The organism is Nonomuraea sp. NPDC050227 (assembly GCF_044459705.1).
GTDB lineage: Bacteria > Actinomycetota > Actinomycetes > Streptosporangiales > Streptosporangiaceae > Nonomuraea.
Map to the genome: position 1 here is coordinate 514899 of NZ_JBITJF010000006.1, position 24618 is coordinate 539516.

Sequence of the window (24618 nt, forward strand, 5' to 3'; positions counted from 1 at the left end):
GGCCGAGGGTGGGCGGACATCGGACCCGTTTGTATCACCGGCCACCGACAGAATCCGAGGGGTTTTCCGGCCGCCCGTGAAGGCAAAGAGCGGGCATCGTCACGCAATGAGACAGTAACCTTACCCATCGTGGACCCTTTCCTCCATCAAGCGGACCTGCTGCCGCTCGTGACCCTCCAGCCGCCGGTGCGCCTCCTCCCGGCCGACGACCTCGCGGCCGTGGTCCGGGCGACGCCGGTCGTCCACGACCTGCTCCGCCTCGCCTCCGCCGCCGGTGCGCAGGGGGCGGCGCGGCCCGAGCAGGGGCGGCTCTGGGGCGTGGCCGAGGACAGCCGGCTCATCGACGTGCGCGACGGCACCGCCACGACCGGCCCGGCGGTAGAGACCCTGACGTCCGGGCCGGCCGACGACGTGCTGGACACGTGGGGCGACATCCTCTACTCGCTGTTCTCCCCCGAGGCCGACGCCGCGGCGCTCGACGCGGGCACGAGCACCCTGCTGATGCTGCTCAGTCACCGCGACGCCCTGCCGGTGGCGGAGATCCCCGAGCTGACCGACGAGGCGGCCGACGAGCTGGCCTGGTTGCGGCTGATCCGGCGCGAGGGCTCGTCGGTGTCGCTGACCCCGCTCGGCACCTGGAGCGCGCTCGACCTCTTCAAGACCCTCATCGGCCAGGACATCCCGGTCCACGGCGGCACGGCCGGCGCCGACGCCCCCACGCTGCTGCGGGCCCTGCGCACCTACGACGACGACGAACGCGCCGAGGAGGTGCGCGTCTGGCTGGGCGGGCGGGATCCGGCGCGGGCCGCCGAGGAGATCGCCGACGTCCTGCTCGACGTCAGCCCGCTGAGCCGGGCCGTCGGCCTGACCGTGTTGCTGGAGGACCTCGGCCGGCCCGGTCAGGAGATCGCCGCCGCGTTGCGCGAGGTGCCCCGGCTGGGGGCGCTCATCCGGGCCCGGGAGAAGGAGGACCACGACGTCCCGCCCGCGCCCGTCGACGTGGCCTGGGTGTACGCCGACATGACCGTGGCCGCGATGGAGATCGGCGGCCCGGCCGAGTCGATACTCCAGCTCTCCGGCAACCTCGACGTCGACGACGTGCTCAGCATGCTCGGCATGATGACGTGCAGCGACCACCCCTACACGACGCCGATGCTGCGCTTCCTCATCGAGCACCATCCGGCGCCCCGGGTGGCCTCGGCCGCGCGCGTGGCGTTGCAGCGGTGGCGCGGGGTGCACGTACGGCCGCCGGGCGAGCGCGGACGCCTGCCCAGGAAGCCCCGCAAACCGGGCAAGACGGCGGGCGCCCAGAAGCGCCGGCGACGCTGACCGGGCCCGCCAAGGGGCTCGGAAGGTCAGGGCCTGCGGGTCAGTTTGAGGGCGGCGCCGACGCGTTCGGCCCACTGCCAGGGGGCGTCCGTGCCGCCGGGCAGGGCGTTGTAGTACTCCCAGCCGCTCACCCCGCCCATCCCGGGATGCCGGTGCAGCAGCTCGGCGACGGTGGCGGCCAGGCGGTCGATCTCGACGTAGCCGCCGCCCCCGTTGTCGGGGGTGGTGACCGCCCCGGCCACCAGCTGGCCCGCCGGCACCACTCCCCCGGCGAGCACGGCGTCGTAGTCGCACGGGTCGGCCAGGCTGCGCGAGCCGCCGTACATCGGCAGGTTGAGCCAGGCGAGGTCGGCGCCCCGGTCGCGGAAGACCTGGTCGTGGTCCACTGCGGCGGACGGGGTGAGCGCGATCAGGAAGGCCGGGCCGAAGTCGGCGCGCAGCCGGTCGATCAGGCGTGCGAGGCCGGGCGGCGACATGGGCGCGGTCAGGCGCAGGTCCACGCCGTCGAGGCGGCGGCGGGCGAGCAGGCGGCGCAGCGGCGGGTAACAGGCGCCGAAGTCGTGGTCGAGGCGGTCGAGGCCGTCGATCATGGCCAGGGCGCGGGCGCCGTACACCTGGGTGACCTGCACGTCGTCCCACATCTGGGCCAGGTCGGGGCAGTCGGGCGGGGCGCCGTTGAGGCGGACGTCGCCGTCCGCGCCGACCTCCACGGTGGCGACGACGAGGTGGGTGAGGCCGGTACGCCGTTCGATCAGGGGCAGCGGGGAGACGTAGAGGCCGCCGTCGCAGTGGGTCCGGTAGTACATCACCAGGCGGGGTGTGTGCTGGGGCAAGGCACGTCCTCCGTGAGGAATGAGGTGATACTTCACCATGTTCCACACCAAGGGTGAGATCAAAACTACTCTCGGTTAATTTTGCCTGGCACCGCTCAGCGTTCAGCGGCCCGCGCGCGGCGGCCTGACCGGCTCCTTCGCGGCCGAGCCCAGGGGCAGCATGACCTCGACCCGCGTCCCGGCTCCCGGCCCGCTGTTGACGACGCAGATGCCGCCGAGCTCGGCCGCCCGTTCCCGCATCGAGCCGAGGCCCACCCCCGCGCTGTACGCGGCGGGCAGCCCGCGGCCGTCGTCGGCGACCAGCACGCGCAGCACGGAGTCCCGCTGGAGCACGATGCGGGCGCGGGAGGCCCTGGCGTGCCGGCGGATGTTGGTCAGCGCCTCCTGGACGATCCGGTAGACGGCCACCTCGACGGCGGCGGGCAGGTCGGTCATGCTGCCCTCGACCTCCACCTCGATCTCGGTGTCCGGGGAGGACTGGCCGGCCAGCTCGCGGACGGCTCTGGCCAGGCCGAGGTCGTCGAGCGCGGGCGGGCGCAGGCCGTACACCAGCTCGCGGATGTCGTCGGTGACCGCGCCCATGCCGGTGTGCAGCTCGCGCAGCAGCTCGTCGGCGGCGTCGGGGGACTTCTTCAGGCTCATCCTGGCCATGTTGATGGTCATGGCCATGGCCGAGAGGGTCTGGCCGAGCCCGTCGTGCAGGTCGCGGCGCAGGCGGCGGCGCTCCTCCTCCCTGGCCGTCAGGATGCGTTCCCTGGAACGCTGCAGGTCGGCGGCCATGCGCACGGCGTGCGCCACGTCGGCGGCGTACGGCGTGAGCGTGGTGAGCACGCGCTCGTTGTGGGCGGCGGGGAAGCGGCGCGGGCCGGGCGGCCCGACGAACAGACGGCCGACGCGCTCGCCGTGCCACACCAGCGGCACCTGGCGGGGCTCCGCGCCCACCCGGCCGCTCTCGACGTAACGCGGCTCGCCGTCGGCGACCTCCACGGCCACGCCCTCGACCGCGAGCCCGTCGCGCAGCACGCTGACCACGGAGGTCAGCGCCTTGGCCGGGTCGCCGCGCCGGACGGCCTGGGTCAGGCGTTCGGCCAGCACGGCGGGGTCGCCGACGCTGCCGTACAGGAGGCGGTCGACGGCGCGTTGCAGCACGTGCCGCAGCGGCTGGAAGAACGCGCCGGCGAACAGCGCGGCGGCGATGCCCGCGATCTCGTCGTAGCCGGAGACCACGAGGCTGGACAGCGCGCCCGCGCCGAAGTAGACCGCGCTCACCACGGCCACCAGCCCGGCCGCGACGAAGGCCCGGCTGATCACCGTGTCGATGCCGTAGAGCCGGTAGCGGGTCACCGAGAACGCGACGGCGACCGGGATGAGCGCCGCCCACACGACGCTCGGCCACAGGAGCGCCGGCACGAACGCGGCCATGATCAGGAACACGACGTAGCCCGCGAACGCGAACAGCGGCCAGCCGATCTGCCGCCTGCCCACCGGATCGGCCCGGCGCAGCCGCAGCGCCAGGGAGAGCGCCGTCAGCGCCATGGCGACGTAGATGCCGGTCCAGGCCACCATGGAGACGGCCTCGACGTACGGCCCGAGCGCGCGGATCTGCAGCGGGTTGGGGATGACGGCCGGGTAGGGGTAGCTGCCGGGGGGCGGGTCGGGCCGGAACACCGAGCGGGCCAGGTCGAGCCCGAGCGAGAACGCGCCCAGCAGCAGCACCCACCGCCAGCGCGGCGAGGGCAGCCGCCCGTCGGGCGAGTAGAGCGGCAGCAGCATGGTGAGCGCCAGGCCGCACACCGCCCACCCGACCTGCGCGGGGAAGCGTACGAGCCCGGCCGCCACCAGGTCGCCGTCGGCGGCCAGCCGGAACATCATCGCGCTGGACAGGTCGCTGACGGCGGCGGCGATGCCGCCCGCGACCATCAGCCACGCCATGTTCAGCCGCGGCCGATGGAAGATCAGGAACGCGCCGACCGCGGGGAAGGTCAGGGCGGCGGCCGTCTGGGGCGAGGCGGTCCTCAGCGGCGTCCACGCCTGTGGCAGGCGGGCGTAGACGAGCAGCGCGGCGACCGTGAGGACCGGCGAGGCCACCGCCAGGACGACGGCCGTGACGCGCGCGAGCCGAACGCCCCGGCCAGCGGAGCCGCGCCCGGTCCCGTGGCTCTCCGCCGGCCCGGCCTCTTCGGCGATCTCGGTGAACCCGGTCATCTCATCACCGCCTTCCCCAACACTTGAACAGGATTATGACCCTTTTACTGGGATAATCCGCCCGTTGTGTCCGGGCCGTTACCGTCCGACGCCTGCTCCGGGCCCTCACGGGGCCAGGACAGGCCTCAACCTACTCGACGGCGACGCGTGGTTTCCTATACGCATGCCCGAACCTGATCTGGTGATCGACGGCGGCGACAAGATGTGCGTGCAACTGCTCATCGAGCTGCGCGGGCACGTGCTGCGCGCCGGTCCGGGCGCCGTGATCCACCTGATCGCCAGCGACCCCGCCGCGCCCGTCGACCTGCCCGCGTGGTGCCACCTGACCGGCCACTCCTACCTCGGGCCGGTGCCCGGCGCCGAGCGCCCGACGTACGCGGTGCGCGTCGCGGACGCCGCCAAGGAGACCGAGCCCGCCCGTCCCTGGCACGCGGCCTGACGGCGGCCGCCGCCCGTCAGCGGAAGGAGCGCCGGTAGGCGGCCGGGGTGGTGCGCAGCGCGGTGTGGAAACGGCGGCGGAGGTTGACGGCCGAGGAGAGGCCGACGCGGGTGGCGATCGTCTCGACCGGCAGGTCCGTCTCCTCCAGCAGCGCCCGGGTGGCGGCCAGCCGGCGTTCCAGCAGCCAGCGGGCGGGCGGCACGCCGAGCTGGTCGGCGAACTGCCGGGTCAGGGTCCGCGCGGAGACGCCTGAGTAGGCGGCCATGTCCTCGACGGTGACGTGGTCGGGCAGGCGGCCGAGCAGCCATTCGAGCAGCGGGGCCAGGGAGTCCGGCATGGGTCCCGCGGTGGGCAGCGGCGGGTACTGGCGCTGGCAGCCCTCGCGGTGCGGCCCGGCGGCGAGCTGACGGCCGATGCGCATGGCGTGGGCCGCGCCGTGGTCCTGGAGCACCTGGTGCAGGCACAGGTCGAGGGTGGCGGCCGAGGCTCCGGCGGTGGCGACGTCGCCGTGGTCCACGTAGATGACGGTGTCGTCGGGGATGACGCGCGGGTGGCGGGCGGCCAGCTCCCCGGACAGCTCCCAGTGGACGGACGCGCGGCGGCCGTCCAGCAGGCCCAGGGCGGCGGGGATGAAGATGCCCGCGCAGACGGCGACGATCCGCGCCCCGCGGGAGTGGGCCCGGGACACCGCGTCGAGCACGGCCGGCGAGGGGACCAGGGTCCAGCCCGCGACGATCACGGTGCCGGCCTCGTCGATGGCTTCGAGACCGCTGTCCACCTGCATGGGGACGCCGAGGGTGGTGGGCAGCGAGCCCGGCCGCTCGGCGCACAGGGTGAGGCTGTAGTGCTGGGGAATGTCGGGGCCCTGGTAGCCGAAGACGGCCGAGGCCGAGGTGACGGGGTAGAGCTCCTGGTTGGGGGCGACCAGGGCGACCACGCGGTGCGGGCTCACGGGGGCCGGAGGCGTCTCGGGGCAGTCCAGGGGCATGGCGCAAATGTACCCAATGATGTCATTTGGGACACCAGTGCTCTGATCTGGAAAAATCCAGAATTAGGGCTCATGTGGACGAGGAGTTTCGCCCTCTACTTCGGGGCCCGCACGATCTCGCTGCTCGGCGACGCGATGATGCCCGTCGCCTCGGCGCTGGCGATCGGCAAAGTTTACGGGATCGCCGGCGTCGGCTTCGTGCTCGCGCTCTGGACCGCGTCGGCCGTGCTGGTCATGTTGTTCGGCGGGGTCGTCGCCGACCGGATCGGGCCCCGGCGCCTGATGATCGGCGCGGACGTGGTCAGGGTGGTCACCCAGGCGGTCGTGGCCGTCGCCTTCCTCGACGGCGCCCCGCCGTTCGCCCTGCTGCTGGCGATGGCGTTCCTGTCGGGCATGGCCGCCGGAGTGTTCGAACCGTGCGTCAACGGGATGGTGCCGCTGGTCGCCGAGGATGCGCAGCGGGCCAACGCGACCTTGAAGATCGCCGAGGCGGTCACCCAGCTCGTCGGGCCGGCGCTGGCCGGGATCCTCGTCGTGGCCACCGGGCCGGTCTTCGTCTACACCGTGGACGCCGCGACGTTCCTGGTCAGCGCGGTGTGCCTGGTGCTGGTGCGGGTCGCCGTGCCCACGCCGGAGCCGTCCGACGTGCTGAGCGACCTGCGCAGGGGCTGGGAGGAGTTCAAGGCCAGGAGCTGGATGTGGTCGGTCATCCTGGTCTGGGTGTTCTGGGGCGTGCTGGTGGTGGGGCCGTACGTGCCGCTGTCGTCCCAGGTCATCGGGGCCGACTACGGCTGGGTGATGGCGGCGCTCGGCCTCGGGACCGTGCTGGGCGGGCTGGTGGCGATCCGGCTGAAGCCGCGCAGGCCGCTGGCGGCGGGGGCCGTGGCGCTGATCGGGTACGTCGCCGTGCCGCTGTCGGTCGCGCTCGGACTGCCGCTGCCGCTGCTGATGGCCGGGCACCTGCTCGGGGGGTGCGCGATGGCGTTCTGGTCGGTGATGTGGTCGACGACCGTGCAGACCCAGGTCGCGCCGGACGTGCTGAACCGGGTCAACGCCTACCAGGTGGCCGGGTCGGTCGCGGGCATGGCGGTCGGGCAGGCGCTGGCCGGCCCGGTCACCGCGCTGGTCGAGCCGCGCGTCTTCATGCTGGGCTCGGCCCTGGTGACGGTCGGCGTGGTGACGGCGCTGCTGGTGATCGGGCCGGTACGGCGGCTCGGCCGCAGGCCGCAGGCGTCCGGGAGCGGGCCGGTCACGGTCCCGGCGAGGTAGCCGGCGCCGAGGTAGCCGGCGCCGAGGGGCGGTGCCCACGGCACGTGCCGCGGCCGGGGCGTGCGGCTGGCAGACCGCCCGCCCCCGTCTGCGGCACGTGCCGTCCCCTCCTATTCGCGGCACGCGATGTGGGAGCCGCCCCGGCGTTCCCCCGCGCTCGGGACGACTCCACCAGGTAAGAGCGCAGAGGTACCCGTATCAGTACGTCTTCTCCCAAAAGATTTCTTGACAATTTTATTTGTCGGTAGCTAGCGTGGGCACCACGAAACGGAGGAACACCATGAGCAGCATGATCAACTCCGCGGACGGCACCCCCATCGCGTACGAACGCGCAGGCCAGGGCCCGGCGGTCATCCTCGTGGACGGCGCACTCAGCTTCCGCGGCTCCAGCATCAACGGCGGCCTGGCCGAGGCGCTCGCCCCCGACTTCACGGTCTACACCTACGACCGCCGCGGACGGGGCGAGAGCGGCGACACCCAGCCGTACGCCGTCGAACGGGAGGTCGAGGACCTGGCCGCGCTCGTCAAGGAGGCCGGCGGCCCGGTCCGCCTGTACGGCACCTCCTCCGGCGCCGCCCTCGCCCTGGCCGCGGTCCAGCACGGCCTGCCCGTCGAGCGCCTGGCCCTCTACGAGCCCCCGTTCGTCGTGGACGGCGCCCGCCCCCCGATCAAGGACGACTACCCGCGACGCCTGGAGGCGCTGGTGGCCGCCGGCCGCCGGGCCGAGGCGGTCAGGATGTTCATGCGCGAAGGGGTCGGCCTGCCGGCGATCGTGGTGGCGATGATGCGGTTCATGCCCGCGTGGGCCACGCTCAAGGCCGTGGCGCACACCCTGCCGTACGACACCGCGCTCGTCTTCCCGTATCAGCGGGGCGTGCCGTACCCGGAGGGCGCGTGGGCGTCGGTGACCGTCCCGACGCTCGTCGCCGACGGCGGGAAGAGCCCGCAGTGGATGCGCAACTCCGTCGGCGCGCTGGCGAAGGCGCTGCCCGCGGCCGACTACCGCACGCTCGACGGGCAGACCCACATCGTCAAGCCGGAGGCCCTGGCGCCGGTGCTGCGGGAGTTCTTCGCCTGAGGGCCGGTGGTCAGGCGAAGACGGTGGGGTTCTCCTGAGGGCCGCCGCTCAGGCGGGTTCTTCGCCTGAGGGCGGGCGGTCAGGGGGTTCTTCGCCTGAGGGCGGGCGGTCAGGCGGAGACGGTGGTGAGCCAGTGGGTCCAGGCGGCTTCCAGGGCCTCGCCGTCCACCGGGGCGTAGGCGTGGTGCTCCACCACCGCCATGCCGCGTCCCTGGACGAACATGTACAGGCCGTCGTCCGTACGGACCGCCACGAACGTGCCCGGAGCGGTCACCCACTCCACGACGCCCCGCTCCGGCGAACGCCCCTCGATCGCGACCGTCACCTTCTCCCCCGCCACCGGACGGCCGGCGACGCCGAGCGCGGCCGCGAGCGCGGCCCAGAACCGCTCCTCCGACGCGCACGGGCCGGCCAGGAACAGGTTGTGGGTGGAGATCCTGCCGGGGAAGTGCCTGAGGTAGACGGCCAGCTTGTACAGGTACTGGAGGTCGCCGCGCTCCAGGTCGTCGTACTCCGACTCCCAGTCGTCGCCGAGGAAGCCGCTGTGGACGAAGCGGAGCACCGTGCTGCCCGAGCCGCGGGCTTCCAGCAGGTACTCGAAGGCCATGAACGTGCCGTCGGGGTTCTCCACGCCCCGGTGGGCCAGGCGCCTGCCCGGCTCCCAGGCGGTCACCACCGACTCGGTGGCGACGTCGTCGCCGAAGGTCTGCGTGCCCCGGCCGCCTTCGCGCGGTTCCAGTTCGGTACGGCCCATGAACCACGAGTCGATGCCCGGGCCCTCCGCGATGGCCTGCCAGACGACGTCGGGGGCGGCGTCCAGCTGGATCTCGTGGCGGATCTCGAACTCGTGCGGCATGGCGGTCTCCCTGTCACGGCCCGGCGCGGTGTGCGGCCGACGATCGCACCGACAATATCGCTTGTCAAGCCGACTCGTGTTGTCGGCATGCCTGTGCGGCACGGTCGGCAGCGTGCGGGGGCGGTCGGCGGGCATGTGGGCGCGTTCGGCAGGCTTGTGGGGCGTGGGAGCGAGGGGCATCCCTCTTGAGAGCGAGGCGCGGGATCGCCCGTCCCGGCGATCACATCCGGAGCGGAAAACCGCAGGATAAGTGCATCGCCCCGCCCCTTGAGGAGACCCCCTGATGAACACCCGCGCCGCCTTCGTGGCCGCCCCGCTGCTCGTCCTGTCGTACGGCGTGATCCGGATCGTCGACGGCCTGGACGGGAGCCGAGGGCCGGGGTTGGCCTGGACGGCCGGCCATCTCGCCTTTCTTGCCGCTCTTGCCCTGTTCATCGTGATATTTCGGGAAATGTGGCGGATGCTGGGCCGCAACCGCATCGCCACCACCAGCCTCGTGGTCGGCCTGGTGGGCATCGCCTGCGCGGCCGCGCAGTTCGTGATCGACATCGTCGTCGGGTTCATGGCCGCCGACCACGACGCGATGTCCCCGCTGTTCGACCAGGTCCAGGCGGTTCCGGGGGTGTCGCTCGCGATCTACGCCGCCGGCCCGCTCCTGTTCTACGTCGCCCAGCTGGCCCTGGTCGTCCAGCTCGCCGCGCGGCGGCAGGTCAAGCTCTGGACCCCCGTCCTGGTCATGCTCGACTTCGCCATCCCGATCATGGAGAAGGACCTGATCCCGCTCGGCGCCGTGTGCATGCTGGTGTCGTTCTGGCCGCTGGCCCGCCGCCAGGCCCGGGCCGGTGCCTGGCCCGCGCTCGTCCATGCGTGAGGAAGAATGGGACCCTGTGTCCGATCTGACGCTTGTCGACGTCTTCCGTCGCCGGCTTCGAGCGCTCCCCCACCTCTGGGTGGACGGGGCGCTCGCCCTGTTGATCGCCCTCGTCCAGGTCTGGCCGCTGGTGTCCAGCCATGACTCGCAGGGCGGCAGCTGGGACTGGTGGGGGTACGTGATCGCGATCGGCGCCTCGCTCCCCGTCGTCTGGCGGCGCCGGTGGCCGGTGGCCATGCTGATCGCCAGCCTGGTCGTGGGCGCGCTCTACGACTTCGCCGACAACGTCGCCCGCCAGCCCATCTGGTACGGCGCCCTGGTCGCCTTCTACACGGTCGCCGCGTACTCACCCCGCCTGCCCAGGGTCGTCATGCTCGTCGTGACCCTCGTCGGCGGCCTGGCCTCCGTCGGCTCGTGGGAGACCGCGATGCGCGGGGTCGCCCTGTTCACCGCCGCCTACGCCATCGGCCGCGCGGCGGCCACGTCCCGCGCCCACGCCGCCGAACTGGCCGAGCGCGCGGCCCGGCTCGAAAGGGAGCGTCAGTTGGAAGCCGAGCGCGCGGCCGAACGCGAGCGGGCCAGGATCGCCCGCGACATGCACGACATCCTGGCCCATGCGGTCAGCCTCATGGTGGTCCAGGCCGAGGCGGGGCCCGTCGTGGTGCGCAGCAACCCGGCCAGGGCCGAGGCCGCCTTCGACGCCATCGCCGCCGCGGGCCGGGACGCGATGGTGCAGCTGCGCCGCATGCTCGGCGTACTGAAGGAGGACGAGCCGCAGGCGCCGCGGACGCCGCAGCCGACCCTCGCGGACCTGCCCGCGCTGGCCGGCCAGGTGGCGGGCACCGGCCTGGACGTGCGCTTCGCCGAGTCCGGCGAGCCCCGCCCGATCGGCCCCGACAGCGCGCTGGCCGCCTACCGGATCACGCAGGAAGCGCTCACCAACATCGTCAAGCACTCCGGCGCCGACCGCGCCGAGATCCGGCTCACCTGGGAGGACGACCACCTGATGATCGACGTCACGGACAACGGGCGCGGCGGCGGCCCCGCGCTGCCCTCGGGCGGCAACGGCCTGATAGGCATGCGCGAACGGGCCGCGGCCTGCGGCGGCAGCGCGACCGCCGGCCCGCGCGCGGACGGGCCCGGCTTCGCGGTGTCGGCGCGGCTGCCGCTGGGGGCCGGCCGATGAGCGTGCGCGTCGTGGTGGCCGACGACCAGGAGCTGGTCAGGGGCGGGTTCGCGATGATCCTCGACGCCCAGCCCGACATCTCGGTGGTGGCCGAGGCGGGCGACGGGGTCGAGGCCGTGGCCGCCGTACGGGCCCACGAGCCGGACGTGCTGCTGCTCGACATCCGCATGCCCAGGATGGACGGCATCGAGGCGGCCAGGATCGTGTGCGCCGAGACCGCCTGCCGGGTGCTGATGCTGACCACGTTCGACCTGGACGACTACGTGTTCGACGCGCTGCGCGCGGGCGCGAGCGGGTTCCTGCTGAAGGACGTGCGGCGGGACGACCTGGTGACCGCGGTGCGCGTCGTGGCCGCGGGCGAGTCGCTGCTCGCGCCCACGGTGACCAGGAGGCTGATCGCCGAGTTCACCTCCCGCCCCGCGACGACCGCCGCCCCCGCGCACACGCTGGAGTCGCTGACCGCCAGGGAGCGCGAGACGTTGCAGCTGATCGCGCGCGGCCTGTCCAACGCGGAGATCGCCGAGGCCATGGTGGTCAGCGAGCACACCGTGAAGACGCACGTCAGCAACGTGCTGAGCAAACTGGGGCTGCGCGACCGGGTGCAGGCGGTGATCGCGGCCTACGAGTCGGGGCTGACCGTTCCCGGGGCGTAACGCGAGGGTCGGGCGGGTAGGCGGCCCATATGACTGAGGGTTTCGACACGGACACGCTCTGGGACGAGTTCCACCGGGCGGTCAACATGAACTCGGAGGAGCTGCGCGGCTACCTGCTCGCCGAAGCCTCGGACGAGGAGGGCTTCCCTCCCGACCCCGACATGGGCATCGACGAGCTGGGCAGGGGCGTGCTGCACGTCCTGAGCAAGCGGAAGGGCGACCTGACCAAGGCCGACCTGGACGTCATGCGTCAGGTCATCGAACTGGTCGAGACCATGGGCGACCGGACGGACGACGACTCGCGGCGCGAGCTCATGTCCGTCGGGCACGACCCGCTCAGGGCATAACGCCTCGAATTCAACAAATGGTGGATGTGGGGCGACGCAAAGTGATGAAATATGCGAAGCCGACTTCGTCCGAGGAGATCCGTTGAGAGACAACCTCGACCTCGCCGCGAGCGCCCAGCAGCTGGCCGACGCCGCCCCGACGGGATCGATCGACCGTGCCGCGGCCTCGTCCGTGGCCATCACCTTGGCCACGACGCGTGACATCGCCGACGCGCGGCAGGCCCTCGACGGGTTGACCCCGGAGGAGGTGCGCCAGGCGGCGCTCACCCTCTTCGACCGGCTCTCGGAGAGCTGAGCTCACTGCGCCGGGCTGCTCGAACCGGGTGAAGGCGGGCGGCCCGCCGGGAACCCGGCATGGCCGCATGCCCGTACGGTGGGGGCATGCGGATCGGGGTCCTGGGGCCGCTCCAGGTGGCTGGGGCCGAGATCGGCGGCGCCCGGGTGCGGGCCCTGCTCGTCCGTCTGGCGCTCGACCCGGGCCGGGTGGTGACCGCCGACCGGCTGATCGACGACCTGTGGCCCGGCGAGCCGCCCGCCCATCCGGCCGCGGCGCTCCAGTCGCTGGTGTCGCGGGCCCGCAGGCAGGCGCCTGGGCTGATCTGCTCGCACCCGGCCGGCTACCTGCTGGACGTGCCGCCCGGCGAGGTGGACGCGTCGGCGTTCGAGCGGCTGGTGCGGGCCGGCGACCCGCGCGGCGCGCTGGCGTTGTGGCGCGGGCCCGCGCTGGCGGACGCGGCCGGGCTGGCCTTCGCCGCCGCGCCCGCGGCCCGGCTGGAGGAACTGCGCCTCACGGCCCTGGCCGCCGCGATCACCGCCGACCTGACCGCCGAGGCCGCCCCCGACCGCGCGGCCGAGCCCTTGGCCGAGTTGGAGGGGCTGGTCGCGGCGCACCGGCTGCGGGAGCCGTTCCACGCCCTGCTCATGCGGGCGCTGGTGGCGCGCGGGCGGCGCGGCGAGGCGCTGGAGGTCTTCGAGCGGATCAGGGCCGACCTGGCCGACGAGCTGGGCGTCGATCCCGGCCCCGAGCTGCGCGCGGCCCACATGGCGGCGTTGCGCGACCCGGTTCCCGCGCCGAGGGGCAACCTGCCCGCCCGGCTGACCGGTTTCGTCGGCCGGGCCGCCGACGTCGCCCGGCTGCACGCCTTGCTGGGCGGCCGGGACGAGCGGCTGGTCACGCTGGTCGGCCCCGGCGGCGTGGGCAAGACCCGCCTGGCGCTGGAGGCGGCCCGCGGTCTCGACGTGCCCGACGGCGTGTGGCTGGTCGAGCTGGCCTCCGCCACCGGGGTGCGGGCCGCGGTCGAGAGCGTGCTGCGGACGACCGACGTGGTCCGGGCGCTGCGCGGCACGTCGCCGCTCATCGTGCTGGACAACTGCGAGCACGTCGTGGAGGAGGCCGCCACGGTCGCGCGGTGGCTGCTGTCGGAGGTCGCCGGACTTCGCGTCCTGGCCACCAGCAGGGAGCCGCTCGACATCCCCGGCGAGGTGCTGCATCCCGTCCTGCCGCTGCCCGAGGCCGCGGAGCTGTTCCTGGCGCGGGCCGCGGCGGCCAGGCCCGGCCTGGAGGTGAGCGCGGCCGACGCCGGGCGCGTCTGCCGGGAGCTCGACGGCATCCCGCTGGCGATCGAGCTGGCCGCCGCCCGGCTGCGCACGATGCCGGTGTCCGTGCTGGTCCGGCAGCTCGGCGACCGGCTGGCCTTCCGCGGGGGGCGTACGTCAGAGCCGCGCCATCGCACGTTGCGCGACGTCATCGACTGGAGCTGGAACCTGCTGTCGGCGTCCGAGCGCGAGCTGCTGCGCGGGCTGACGGTCTTCTCCGGCGGCGCGACGTACGAGGCCGTCGCGGAGGTGTGCGGCGGCGACCCGGACGATCTCGCCTCGCTCGTGGACAAGTCGCTCGTCTCGGTCTCCGGCGAGCGCTACTCGATGCTGGCCACCATCAGGCAGTACGCCGCCGCCGACCTGCCCGCCCTCCGGCAGGCCCACGCCCGCTACTACACCCGGCTGGCCGAGACCGCCGATCCACTCCTGCGTACCGGCGAGCAGCTCGCCTGGCTGGAGGTGCTGGACGCCGAGCAGGACAACCTCGACGCCGCGCTGCGCCACTCCGACGACCCGCTCAGGCTGATCCTGCCCCGGTTCTGGCCCTGGATCATGCGCGGACGGCGGCGCGAGATGAGCGAGCGGGCGGCGGCCGTGCTGCGCCGGGTCGGTGACGTGCCGCCGCCGGGACGCGAGCTGGCGCACGGGCTGTGCCGGGTGCTCACGGGCGGCGAGCCGACCCCGGCGGTGCTCGACTCCGACCATCCCGCCGCGCTGAACTTCTGGGCCATGAGCGGCGCGCAACGCCCGCCCGCCGACGTCGTCGAGCTCACCGAGGACGTCGTCGAGCGCCTGCGCGACTCCCCCGACCTGTGGACGCGCTCGGCCGCGCTGCTGGTCGGCGGCATCGTCCGGTTCGAGTACGGCACGGTCGCCGGCGCGCAGGACCTGCTCGGCCCGGCGCTCGACGGCTTCCGCCGCACCGGCGACCGCTGGGGCCAGTGGGCCTGCCTCTACTGGTTGTCGCTGGTCGCCGAGAACCGGGGCGACTTCGCCGCCGCGCTCGCCCGTGCCGAGGAGCCGGGACGCCTGGCCGCGGAGCTGTCGGGGCTGGACGCGCCGTTCGGCCCGATGACGTTCCTGCTCCGGCTCGGGCAGCTCAAGGCGCGGGCGGGCGACCACGAGGGGGCCGCGACCACGCTGGCGGAGGCATGGCGGTCGGCGCTGCGGGCCGAGGACGCGGTGACCCAGGCCAGGGTCCTGCACGCCCGCGCCGAGCTGGCCCGGCGCACCGGCGACCGGTCGGAGGCGGCCCGGCTGCTCGACCGCGCGCTGACCCTGGACAACGGCGACGGGCCCGCGCAGTTCAGGGCGTTCATGCAGGTCGAGCTGGCCCGCGTGGCGGAGCCCGGGCCGCCGCTGCGCACGGCGCTGGAGCTGATGGAGACCTGCGGCGACCGGACGGCCCGCGCGACCGTGCTGGAAGGCGTCGCCGAGCACCTGCCGCCCCGGCCGGCGGCCGAGCTGCTGGGCGCGGCCCGCGCGCTGCGCGGCGTCACCGACTCCGCCGACCCCGCCGTGGTGGCCCTGGTCGGACGATGCCGCTCCGCCCTCGGCAGCGACGCCTTCCACGAGGCTCTGACCAGCGGAGCGGCGCTTCCGGACCCGGAGCGGCACGCACTGTCCCTGCTCGGCTGAGCCCGTCGCGTACGCGGCATGCGCCGCCGGGCCATATGGTCGGGGAAGAGGCCACGGAAACCGACGACGAACCCCTTCTCCGCCGCTCCCCGGACGAGCATGGAACACCTTCCGGTTTCGCGGCGGATACGCCAGGGTTGTGGCAACTTTCCACCGCAATGTGAGGAGATCTGTGGCCAGTCCAAGTGTGGTCGACACCCGGGGCAGTGACTTCGCCCGACTAGCCCGCCGAATCTCTGACGCCGGTCTCCTCGACCGGCGTCCGGTCTATTACGCGGTGCGGCTGACCATCGTGGTCGCCGCGTACCTCGGCTGCTGGGCGTTGTTCGCCTGGGTGGGCGACTCGTGGTGGCAACTGCTCGTCGCGGTCGCGCTGGCCGTGGTCTTCGCGCAGATCGGCTTCGTCTCCCACGACCTGGGCCACCGCCAGGTGTTCAGGAAGCGGCGGCCGAGCGACGTGACCGGTCTCCTGCTGGGGAACCTCGGCATCGGCCTGGGCTGGGGATGGTGGACCAGCAAGCACAACCGCCACCACGCCAACCCCAACCACGAGGACCACGACCCGGACGTCTCCCCCGCGGTCATCGTCTGGTCGGACGACCAGGTGGCGCGGAGCGCGGGCCTGCCGCGGGCCGTCGCGAGGTACCAGGCGTTCCTGTTCTTCCCGCTGCTCACCCTTGAGGCCTGGCACCTGCACATCGCCAGCTTCAAGGCGCTGCTCGCGCCGGCGGCCAAGCGGCCGTGGGCGGAGCTGGCGCTGCTGACCACCCACTTCGTGCTCTACTTCGGCGCGGTCTTCGCCGTGCTGCCGTTCGGCAAGGCGCTGGTGTTCCTGGCCGTGCATCAGGGGCTGTTCGGCCTCTACCTGGGCTCCACGTTCGCGCCCAACCACAAGGGCATGCCCGTCCTGACCAAGGACGACAAGCTGGACTTCCTCCGCAAGCAGGTGCTGACCTCCCGCAACGTCAGGGGCGGCCTGTTCACCGACGTGGCGCTCGGCCAGCTCAACTACCAGATCGAGCACCACCTGTTCCCGAACATGCCCGCGCCCAACCTGCGCAAGGCGCAGCCCATCGTCGAGAGCTACTGCGCCGAGGTCGGCGTCAGCTACCTGCAGACCGGGCTCGTCGCCTCCTACGGCCAGGCCCTGCGCCACCTGCACGAGGTGGGCGCTCCGCTGCGCCGCTGAGCCTCAGCCCTCCTCCTCGACCCGCCTCTCCAGATCGGCACGGCGTCGTTCGAGGTCGGCGATCAGCTCGGACTGCTCGTCGGCCTGGGCGATCATGGCCGCGGTCTCGATCTGGTCGGTCGCGCCCATGGTGCCCACCTGGTCGCGCACGTCCTGGTTCTCCGCCTTCAGCCGGGCCAGGTCCTCTTCGACCTGCCGGAGCTCATCCTTGGTACTCATCTCGGTCAACTACCCCATCACTCGCACGACCATACAAAATGGAGCACATGCGTAGATTGTCGGCGAGCACTGCGGTGTCCCTCGTGGTGGTCGCCGTCGCGCTCGCCGGCACCCTGGTCGCCGGGCTCAGGAGCGAGCAGTCTCCCAGCGCGCTCGACGTGGTGCTGCCGATCGTGTCGTGCGGCGCGCTGCTGTTGCGGCGGCGCCTTCCCGTCACGTCGCTGATCGTGGTCGTCGTGGCGGTGTCCGCCTACTATCCGCTCGCCCGGTTCGACGGGCCGCTGGTCGTGCTGGTGTTCGTGGCCCTCTACACCGCCGCCGACCAGGGACGGCTGGCCGCCGCGATCGCCACCGGGGCCGCCGTGCTGCTGGCGATGGGGTTCGGCGAGTCCCACGGGTCCAGGCACGTGGACGACGGCACGTTCGGCGCGATCACCGGCTGGGTGGTGGCCGCCATCGCGTTCGGCGGGGTCACCAGGAACCGCCGGGCGTACCTGCTGGAGGCGCAGCGGCGCGCGCTGGACGCCGAGCACTCCAAGGAGGAGGAGGCCAGGCGGCGCGAGAGCGAGGAACGGCTGCGCATCGCCAGGGAGCTGCACGACGTGCTCGGGCACAACATCTCCATGATCAACGTGCAGGCGTCGGCCGCGCTGCACGGGCTGGCCAGGCGTCCCGAGAAGGCCGAGGCCGCGCTGCGGACCATCAAGGAGACCAGCAAGGAGACGCTGCGCGAGCTGCGCACCACGCTGGGGGTGCTGCGCCAGGTGGACGAGGACGCGCCGACCAGGCCCGCGGACAGCCTGGCGCGGCTGCCGGACCTGGTCGCGGCGTCGGGGCTGGAGGTGGCCGTCGAGCCGTCCGGGCCCCTGGACGCCGTGCCGACCGAGGTCGACCTGGCCGCCGCCCGCATCATCAGGGAGTCGCTGACCAACGTCGCCCGCCACTCCGGCACGACGAAGGCCACCCTCTCGGTCAGCAACTCCGCAGGGAACATCCTGATCCGGGTCGAGGACGACGGCCCGGGCGTCACGTACACCGAAGGCAGCGGCTTCGGCCTGCAGGGCATGCGCGAGCGCGCCGCCGCGCTCGGCGGCGACCTGGAGGCCGGCCCGCGCCCCGAGGGCGGCTTCCGCGTCGTCGCCCGCCTGCCACTGAACGGAGTCCGATGATCCGCGTACTGCTCGCCGACGACCAGACCCTGGTCCGCGCCGGATTCCGGTCGATACTCTCCGACGAGGACGACATCGAGGTCGTCGGCGAGGCCGGCACCGGCGCGGCGGCCGTGGCGGGCGCCCACGAGCACCGGCCGGACGTGGTGCTCATGGACATCCGCATGCCCGAGCTCGACGGTCTGGAGGCCACCCGGCGCATCGCCGGCGACCCGCGGCTCGACGGCGTCAAGGTCATCATCCTGACCACCTTCGACCTGGACGACTACGTCTACGGCGCGCTGCGCGCGGGCGCGGGCGGGTTCCTGGTCAAGGACACCGAGCCGGCCGAGCTGATCCACGCGGTCCGGGTCGTGGCCAGGGGCGACGCGCTGATCTCGCCGTCGGTGACGCGGCGGCTGATCGCGGAGTTCGCCGGCCGGGTCAAGCGGCCGGAGCCGGGCCCCGAGCTCAACGCGCTCACCGAGCGCGAGCGGGAGGTCATGGGCCTGGTGGCGGCCGGGCTGTCCAACGACGAGATCGCCGCCCGGCTCGTGCTCAGCCCCGCCACGGCGAAGACGCACGTCAGCCGCATCATGACCAAGCTCGGCGTGCGCGACAGGGCCCAGCTCGTGGTGGTCGCCTACGAGGCCGGGATGATCACGCCGGGCTGGCTTACAACCTGAGTCGTACGACTTTAGTGATCTTCGGCCCGGGGTTGTACGCCGGATTGCAGACCGGAGCATGACGCGGCGGAGCAGGCCGTGACGCCAAGCTCTCGGCATGGACACCGTCGACCTCGCCCGGCTGCAGTTCGCGTTCACCGCGGGCGCGCACTTCCTCTTCGTCGCGCTGACGCTCGGCCTGGCGACGCTGGTGGCCGTCGTCCAGACCCGGGCCACGTTCAGCGGCGACCCCGTCCACCTGCGGATGACGAGGTTCTGGGGGCAGCTCTACATCATCAACTACGCCATGGGCATCGTCACCGGGCTGGTCATGGAGTTCCAGCTCGGGCTGTCGTGGAGCGGGCTGACCGACTACGCGGGCAACGTCTTCGGCGCCTCGCTGGCGATCGAGACGCTGGTGGCCTTCTTCGTCGAGGCCACGTTCCTGGGCCTGTGGATCTTCGGCTGGAACCGGCTGAACCGCTGGGCGCACCTGGCGCTGATCTGGGTCGTCACGCTCACCGCCTACGCGTCGGCGTTCTGGATCATGATCTCCAACGGCTTCCTGCAGAACCCGGTCGGCTACGCCGTCGAGGGCGGCAGGCTGCGGCTGACCGACTTCGGGGCGATGATCGCCAACCCGGCCGCGCAGATCGCGTTCGGGCACGTCATCGGCGGCGCGATGATCGTCGGCGGGTTCTTCATGGCCGGGGTGAGCGCCTACCACCTGCGCAGGCGCACGGCCGAGCAGGACCTGTTCAGGAAGTCGCTGCGGATCGGCGTCGGCGTCGCGCTGCCGGCCTCGTTCTTCACGGTGACGTTCGGCGGGCTCGGGTTCCAGACCCTCCAGCCGTCCAAGGCGGCGGCCTGGACGGGCCAGGCCGAGCGGCTGGCCGCCGTGCAGGCGGACATGACGGCCAGGTTCGGGCCGGGCGACTACCTGCCGCCGACCGGCTTGGTGCAGGGGGCCGGCATCACGATGATGATCCTCTGGGTGGTGATGACCGTCGTGGCGGGGCTGAGCCTGCTGCTGATGTTCTTCCGGCCGGTCGTGCGCGGCTTCCGGGCCTGGCACTGGCTGCTGACGCTGATGATCCCCGTGCCGTTCGTCACCATGCTCGCCGGGTGGACCTTCCGCGAGGTGGGGCGTCAGCCGTGGGTGGTCTACGGGCTGCTGCGCACGTCCGAGGCCATGTCGCCGGTGACGGCGGGCGAGATGCGGCTGTCGCTGACGGCGTTCGTGTCGGTGTTCACGGTGCTGATCGCGGTCAACTACTGGCTGCTGGCCCGGGCGGCCAGGCGCGGGCCCGGCGCGGTCGCGCTCGGCGCCCTTCCGGTCGAGACCCCCGTTCCCGTCCCCGCGTTCTGAAGGAGCCGATCATGGAGATCTTCGTCCTGGCCTTCTTCGCCCTCGGCTACCTCGTGCTGGGCGGGGCCGACATCGGGGTCGGCATGGCGCTGCCGTACCTCGGGCGGTCGGCGGGCGAGCGGCGCGAGGTGATCGCCGCCATCGCGCCGTTCTTCCTCGGCAACGAGGTGTGGCTGGTGGCCTCGGCCGGAGTGCTCGCGGGGCTCTTCCCCGACCTGGAGGGCCATCTCCTGAGCGGCAACTACGCGGTGATCGTCGCGCTGCTCGTCTCGTGGGTGGTCAGGGACATGGGCCTGTGGCTGCGCGGGCGGGTGCCCGGCGCGCGCTGGCAGGCGTTCTGGGACGGCGGGATCGCGGCCGGGAGCTGGGGGCTGGCGCTGAGCTGGGGGCTGCTGCTCGCCGAGGTGCTGCTCGGCATCCAGGGGCCGCTCGTGCTGCTGGCCGCGCTGGTGGTGGCGGCGCTGTTCGCGGTGCACGGGCTGGCGTTCGCGGCGCTGCGGCTGCGCGGATCGTTGCGGGAGCGGGCCGGGGTGTTGTCCGGCGAGGCGGGCGAGGGCCGCACGTACGCGCTGACGGCCGGTGCGCTGCTGGTGGTCGGGGTGCTGGCCGGGCTGCGGCTGCCGCTGGTGGCGGGGTCGTCGGGGGCGCTGCTGACGCCGGTGATCCTCGTCCTGATCCCGCTGCTGGTGGCCTCGCAGGGGTGGGTGTGGTGGACGTTCCGGCACCGGGTCAGCGGGCCCTCGTACCTGTGACCAGGCGGGTGACCCTGGTGGAGCACCCGCCTGGCGTCGGGTCAGAACAGCGGAGCGCCGTCGCGGGTCAGCCGCCAATTGGCGGAGGCGAAGTCGGCGGGGTTGATCGTGCCCTTGGCGGTGGCGTACTCGATCAGCGCCTGGCGGATCTCCACCTGCGCGTTGTACAGCACGGGAGCGGTGGTGACGTGCGGGAAGCCGCCGCCGCCCGACTGGCGGTAGTTGTTGATCGCGACCACGAACTCCTTGCCGGCCGGGATCGGCGCGCCCTCGAAGGTGAGGTTGGCGACGCGCTGCCCGGCGGGCTTGGCCACGTCGATGTCGTAGGAGACGCCCGAGAGCTGGTCGTAGTTGTAGTCCGGGGTGTTGCCGGCGTTGGTCAGCTTGGCGACGTCCACCGGGTCGCCCGGGTTGAGCTGGTTGAAGTACCGGGCCGAGTACTCCAGGTAGTCCTTGATCTGGGCGCCGGTCAGCTTGATCGCCAGCAGCGTGTTGTCGTAGACGTAGAGCCCGGCCACGTCCCTGACCCGCACGTCACCGGCGGGGAAGACGGCGGTGCGGCTGAACGGCGCGGCGATCGACAACACCGGCAGCGTGTTGCCCGGCAGGGCGGCCTTCACCGTCTCGGTCTGCACCTGCTGGATGTAGTCGAGGATCGGCGTGTCCTTGTACGGCGACTCGGCCGCCGACAGCTCCTCGGCCGACTTGGCGACGACCTTGTTGACGTAGCCCACCGTGGTGTCGTGCTGCGGCTTGAGCAGCGAGACGATCTTCGGGTCCTCCGTCACCGTGTTGGTGTTGAGCGTGGCCGAGCTCTTGCCGGTCACGACCCACTTCCCGCGCTGCTTGGTGAGGGTGAAGTCGAGCCGCGACAGGCGCTGGCCCCACTTGCCCGGCTCGGTGAGCAGCACCTGCTGCCCGGTGGTCCTGTTGGTCACGAAGCGCTGGGCGACCTCGTTGTGCGCGTGCCCGAACAGCACCGCGTCGATGCCCGGCACCTGCTCGGCGACCATCGCCGAGGCGTTCTCCACGGGCAGGTCGGTGCCGTAGGAGGACATGCCGCTGTCGCCCGCGTGCGCGGTCACCACGACCACGTCCGCGCCGAGGCCGCGGATGACCGGCACCCACTTCCTGGCCGACTCGACCAGGTCGGTGAAGCGCAGCCTGCCCTCGACGTTCGCCTTGTCCCAGATGGCCACGCCGGGGTTGGTCAGGCCGAGCACGCCGACCTTGATCGGCTTGTCGCCCTTGACCTTCATGGTCTTGATCACGAACGGCCGGTACGCCGGCAGCCCGCTCCCGGCGCGCACGGCGTTGGCGCCCAGCACCGGCGCCCGCATCTGCCTGATCCAGGTGGCCAGCAGCGGCAGACCGTAGTTGAACTCGTGATTCCCGAGGGTGACGGCGTCGTAGCCGATGGCGTTCATGGCCTTGGCCATCGGGTGGGTCTGCCCGGTCTCGGTGATCGGCTCGACCTTGGCGTAGTAGTAGGCCAGGGGCGTGCCCTGGATCGTGTCACCCGAGTCGAACAGCAGCGTGTGGTCCGCCCCGCGCTCGGCCCTGACCTTGTTGACCAGCGACGACACCTGGGCCAGGCCGATGGTGTTGCCCTGCTTGTCGGCGTAGGCGGCGTCCTTGAAGTAGTCCCAGTTGAGGGCGTTGCTGTGGATGTCCGACGTCCCCATCACGGTGACGGTGACGCTCTTGTCCCCGCTCGCGTGGGCGGGGAGCGCCACCAGGGCCAGCGCGGTCAGCGCGGCGGCCCCTGTGGCGGCGAGCTTCTTGGTCTGCATGTGCCTGGAGGGTAACCAGGACAAATTACTCGTTGGTTACGAAATCGCGGATCAAGGCTGTCACCTCTTCGGGACGTTCGTGTAGCACCACATGCCCGCTGTCCAGCTCGGCGTAACGGCTGCCGGGCAGCGCGGCGTGCAGGGCGCGGGCGTGCCCGACCGGGACGAGGTGGTCCTGCGTGCAGCCGATCACCAGCGTGGGCGCGGTGATGCTCGGGAGCAGGTCCCTGATGTCGGTCCTGAGGTCCAGCTCGATCTGGCGTACCGTGCCGGGGGGCGGGTCGCCGGCCATCATGGCCTTCAGGCCGTCCTCGCCCTGGCCGCTCACGAAGGCCGGGCTGAAGCCGACCAGCGGGGCGTACGCCGCGAAGCTCTCGGGGTCGGTGGCCGCCAGCCGGGCCCAGGTGCGCAGGCCGAGCCGGAGCCGTGGGTCGCCGGCGTGCGTCCAGCCCGCGATGAGCACCAGCCGCCTGACCAGTTCGGGATGCCGGGCGGCGACCCCCGCCGCCACCACCGCGCCCAGCGAGAAGCCGACCAGGTCGGACGGGCCGCCCTCGGGGAAGGTCGCCGCGACCTGCTCGATCAGCAGGTCGAGCGTGAGGTCGCCGCCGGGGTCGGCGGTCTCGCCGCTGCCCGCATAGTCGGGGGTGATCACCGTGCGGATGTCGGTGAAGTTCTGGACGAGGTGGCCGTAGTTGCTGACGGCGTCGCCGCCGGTGCCGTGCACCATGACCAGGCCGGGGCCGCCGCCCGCCCGGTTGAAGTGCACGTGTCCGCCGTCGTGGACGACTGTGGGCATGGGGGTCTCCTAGAGGTTTCCGCCGCCGGTGGCGTCGAGGGTGGTGCCGGTGATGAAGCTCGCCGCGGGCGAGGCGGCGAACGCGACCACGTCCGCGATCTCGCCGGGCTCGCCGATGCGGTTGAGCGCGTGCCTGCTCGCCGCGTACGCGCGGGCCCCGGGGTCGCTCAGCCAGCCCGCGTTGACGTCGGTGTCGATGATGCCGGGCGCGACGTTGTTGACCGTGATGCCGCGCGGCCCCAGCTCCTTGGCCAGGGCCAGCGTGAACACCTGGACCGCGCCCTTGGTCATCGCGTACGCGATGCCCTCGGGATAGGCGATGCGGGCCGCGCCGGAGGAGATGTTCACGATGCGGCCGCCGTCGGGGATCAGCGGCAGCACCTGCCGGGTGAGGAAGAACAGGCCCTTGACGTTGACCGCGAACAGCCGGTCGTAGCCCTCCTCCGTCTCCTGCGCGAGCGGCTTGGACAGGCCGATGCCGGCGTTGTTGACCAGCACGTCGAGCACGTCGGTCTCCTCGGCCACCCGGCGGGCGAGCCGCTCGACCTCCTCGGGCACGCCCAGGTCGGCCCGCACGGCCACGGCGTTCGCCCCGATCAGCCCGACGACCTCCTCGGCCGCGGCGGCGTCCCTGGCGTAGTTCACGATCACGCGGAACCCGTCCTTGGCCAGGCGCAGCGCGATGGCCCGGCCGATGCCCCTGCCGGCGCCCGTCACCAGGGCAGTCCTCATCGCTCGAATCCTTTCTTTAGCGATCGATACAGAAACCATAACATAGCGATCGCTATAGAATGAGCGCATGGCGAGGCAGCGGGCATTCGACAGGGACGCGGCACTGGAGAGCGCGCTGCGCGCGTTCTGGGAGCACGGCTACGAGGCGACCTCGATCGCGGCGCTGACCGCCGCCATGGGCATCAGGCCCCCCAGCCTGTACGCGGCCTTCGGCGACAAACGGCGGCTGTTCGAGGAGGCGGTGCGCCGCTACCAGCTCACCCACGGCGCGTTCACCACCAGGGCGCTCGCCGAGGAGCCCACCGGCCGCCAGGCCGTCGAACGCGTGCTGCGCGAGTCGGCCGCCGAGTACACGAACGCGGACCACCCGCCCGGCTGCCTGATCATCAGCGCCGCGGTCAACTGCGGGCCGGAGTCCGCCGACGTGGCGGAGTTGCTGCGCGGGTTCAGGGAGGCGGCGAAGGCGGCGATCAGGAAACGCGTGGACGACGACGTGGCGGCCGGCCGGCTGGCCCCCGGCACCGACACGGAAGCCCTGGCCACCTTCTTCGCGTCGGTGATCCAGGGCATGTCCACGCAGTCCCGCGACGGCGCCTCCCACGCCGGCCTGCTGGGGGTCGCCGAACTCGCCATGGCGGCCTACCCGCCGCCCCCGCACTGA

At 72.6% G+C, this 24618-nt stretch carries 24 protein-coding genes; 16 read left to right on the plus strand and 8 right to left on the minus strand.

Annotation, left to right across the window (positions count from 1 at the left end; genetic code table 11):
* The first annotated feature begins 129 nt into the window (after positions 1–129).
* Positions 130–1329: a hypothetical protein gene (locus tag ACIBK9_RS25895; protein ID WP_397161619.1), complete on the plus strand. Its 1200-nt coding sequence runs from the start codon at positions 130–132 to the stop codon at positions 1327–1329.
* A gap of 26 nt (positions 1330–1355) precedes the next feature.
* On the opposite strand, the gene ACIBK9_RS25900 is transcribed toward ACIBK9_RS25895, so the two are convergent.
* Positions 1356–2162, minus strand: coding sequence for a hypothetical protein (locus ACIBK9_RS25900; protein ID WP_397161620.1), 807 nt, complete (start codon positions 2160–2162; stop codon positions 1356–1358).
* A gap of 102 nt (positions 2163–2264) precedes the next feature.
* The gene (locus ACIBK9_RS25905; RefSeq protein ID WP_397161621.1) at positions 2265–4367 is read right to left on the minus strand and encodes a histidine kinase; all 2103 of its coding nucleotides are present in this window, start codon (positions 4365–4367) and stop codon (positions 2265–2267) included.
* Positions 4368–4530: 163 nt separating this feature from the next.
* On the opposite strand from ACIBK9_RS25905, the gene ACIBK9_RS25910 reads away from it, so the two are divergent.
* A complete protein-coding gene (locus ACIBK9_RS25910) occupies positions 4531–4806 on the plus strand; it encodes a sulfurtransferase TusA family protein (protein WP_358298869.1) in 276 nt (91 codons plus the stop codon).
* Positions 4807–4822: 16 nt separating this feature from the next.
* Here ACIBK9_RS25910 and ACIBK9_RS25915 read toward each other — a convergent pair whose 3' ends face one another.
* Entirely contained in the window at positions 4823–5794 is a 972-nt protein-coding gene (locus ACIBK9_RS25915; RefSeq protein ID WP_397161622.1) for a GlxA family transcriptional regulator, read from the minus strand.
* A 72-nt stretch (positions 5795–5866) separates the two neighbouring features.
* Between ACIBK9_RS25915 and ACIBK9_RS25920 the strand changes: the two genes are divergently transcribed.
* Together ACIBK9_RS25920 and ACIBK9_RS25925 are read left to right on the plus strand one after the other, a co-directional pair.
* Positions 5867–7063 carry an MFS transporter gene (locus ACIBK9_RS25920; RefSeq protein ID WP_397161623.1) on the plus strand — a complete coding sequence of 399 codons (1197 nt, stop codon included), beginning with the start codon at positions 5867–5869 and terminating at the stop codon, positions 7061–7063.
* 280 nt (positions 7064–7343) lie between these two features.
* The gene (locus ACIBK9_RS25925) at positions 7344–8141 is read left to right on the plus strand and encodes an alpha/beta fold hydrolase (protein ID WP_397161624.1); all 798 of its coding nucleotides are present in this window, start codon (positions 7344–7346) and stop codon (positions 8139–8141) included.
* Between the two features lie 109 nt (positions 8142–8250).
* Here ACIBK9_RS25925 and ACIBK9_RS25930 read toward each other — a convergent pair whose 3' ends face one another.
* Positions 8251–8997 (minus strand): SRPBCC domain-containing protein, encoded by a 747-nt coding sequence (locus tag ACIBK9_RS25930; protein ID WP_397161625.1) that lies wholly within the window; start codon positions 8995–8997, stop codon positions 8251–8253.
* Between the two features lie 283 nt (positions 8998–9280).
* Here ACIBK9_RS25930 and ACIBK9_RS25935 point away from each other — a divergent pair, with 283 nt between their 5' ends.
* From ACIBK9_RS25935 to ACIBK9_RS25965, 7 genes are all read left to right on the plus strand, one after another.
* Positions 9281–9868, plus strand: a complete 588-nt coding sequence (locus tag ACIBK9_RS25935) for a hypothetical protein (RefSeq protein WP_397161626.1) — start codon at positions 9281–9283, stop codon at positions 9866–9868.
* Positions 9869–9884: 16 nt separating this feature from the next.
* Positions 9885–11054 (plus strand): sensor histidine kinase, encoded by a 1170-nt coding sequence (locus tag ACIBK9_RS25940; RefSeq protein ID WP_397161627.1) that lies wholly within the window; start codon positions 9885–9887, stop codon positions 11052–11054.
* Positions 11051–11707 (plus strand): response regulator transcription factor, encoded by a 657-nt coding sequence (locus ACIBK9_RS25945; protein WP_357976348.1) that lies wholly within the window; start codon positions 11051–11053, stop codon positions 11705–11707. Before ACIBK9_RS25940 ends, ACIBK9_RS25945 begins: the two co-directional genes overlap by 4 nt.
* Positions 11708–11736: 29 nt before the next feature.
* Positions 11737–12054, plus strand: coding sequence for a DUF3140 domain-containing protein (locus tag ACIBK9_RS25950; RefSeq protein WP_364339814.1), 318 nt, complete (start codon positions 11737–11739; stop codon positions 12052–12054).
* 82 nt (positions 12055–12136) lie between these two features.
* Positions 12137–12349: a hypothetical protein gene (locus tag ACIBK9_RS25955; protein ID WP_352323140.1), complete on the plus strand. Its 213-nt coding sequence runs from the start codon at positions 12137–12139 to the stop codon at positions 12347–12349.
* Positions 12350–12435: 86 nt separating this feature from the next.
* Positions 12436–15291, plus strand: coding sequence for a BTAD domain-containing putative transcriptional regulator (locus tag ACIBK9_RS25960; protein WP_397161628.1), 2856 nt, complete (start codon positions 12436–12438; stop codon positions 15289–15291).
* A 277-nt stretch (positions 15292–15568) separates the two neighbouring features.
* Entirely contained in the window at positions 15569–16480 is a 912-nt protein-coding gene (locus ACIBK9_RS25965; RefSeq protein WP_387681189.1) for a fatty acid desaturase family protein, read from the plus strand.
* A 3-nt stretch (positions 16481–16483) separates the two neighbouring features.
* Here ACIBK9_RS25965 and ACIBK9_RS25970 read toward each other — a convergent pair whose 3' ends face one another.
* On the minus strand, positions 16484–16699 hold the full coding sequence (locus ACIBK9_RS25970) for a hypothetical protein (RefSeq protein WP_358000040.1): 216 nt from the start codon (positions 16697–16699) through the stop codon (positions 16484–16486).
* Between the two features lie 47 nt (positions 16700–16746).
* Here ACIBK9_RS25970 and ACIBK9_RS25975 point away from each other — a divergent pair, with 47 nt between their 5' ends.
* The 4 genes from ACIBK9_RS25975 (at position 16747) to ACIBK9_RS25990 (ending at position 20633) form a co-directional block, all read left to right on the plus strand.
* On the plus strand, positions 16747–17868 hold the full coding sequence (locus ACIBK9_RS25975; protein ID WP_397161629.1) for a sensor histidine kinase: 1122 nt from the start codon (positions 16747–16749) through the stop codon (positions 17866–17868).
* On the plus strand, positions 17865–18533 hold the full coding sequence (locus ACIBK9_RS25980) for a response regulator transcription factor (RefSeq protein WP_352361586.1): 669 nt from the start codon (positions 17865–17867) through the stop codon (positions 18531–18533). Before ACIBK9_RS25975 ends, ACIBK9_RS25980 begins: the two co-directional genes overlap by 4 nt.
* Before the next feature lie 97 nt (positions 18534–18630).
* The gene (locus ACIBK9_RS25985; protein WP_397161630.1) at positions 18631–19881 is read left to right on the plus strand and encodes a cytochrome ubiquinol oxidase subunit I; all 1251 of its coding nucleotides are present in this window, start codon (positions 18631–18633) and stop codon (positions 19879–19881) included.
* 11 nt (positions 19882–19892) lie between these two features.
* Entirely contained in the window at positions 19893–20633 is a 741-nt protein-coding gene (locus ACIBK9_RS25990) for a cytochrome d ubiquinol oxidase subunit II (protein WP_397161631.1), read from the plus strand.
* 41 nt (positions 20634–20674) lie between these two features.
* Here the strand turns inward: ACIBK9_RS25990 and ACIBK9_RS25995 are convergent, their stop codons facing one another.
* Genes ACIBK9_RS25995 through ACIBK9_RS26005 form a run of 3 tightly spaced genes read right to left on the minus strand, consistent with a single transcriptional unit; the run spans position 20675 to position 23957 of the window.
* Positions 20675–22426, minus strand: a complete 1752-nt coding sequence (locus tag ACIBK9_RS25995) for a bifunctional metallophosphatase/5'-nucleotidase (RefSeq protein ID WP_397161632.1) — start codon at positions 22424–22426, stop codon at positions 20675–20677.
* Between the two features lie 25 nt (positions 22427–22451).
* Entirely contained in the window at positions 22452–23225 is a 774-nt protein-coding gene (locus ACIBK9_RS26000; protein WP_397161633.1) for an alpha/beta fold hydrolase, read from the minus strand.
* A 9-nt stretch (positions 23226–23234) separates the two neighbouring features.
* Positions 23235–23957 (minus strand): SDR family NAD(P)-dependent oxidoreductase, encoded by a 723-nt coding sequence (locus tag ACIBK9_RS26005; RefSeq protein WP_397161634.1) that lies wholly within the window; start codon positions 23955–23957, stop codon positions 23235–23237.
* Between the two features lie 67 nt (positions 23958–24024).
* Here ACIBK9_RS26005 and ACIBK9_RS26010 point away from each other — a divergent pair, with 67 nt between their 5' ends.
* Positions 24025–24618 carry a TetR/AcrR family transcriptional regulator gene (locus ACIBK9_RS26010; protein ID WP_397161635.1) on the plus strand — a complete coding sequence of 198 codons (594 nt, stop codon included), beginning with the start codon at positions 24025–24027 and terminating at the stop codon, positions 24616–24618.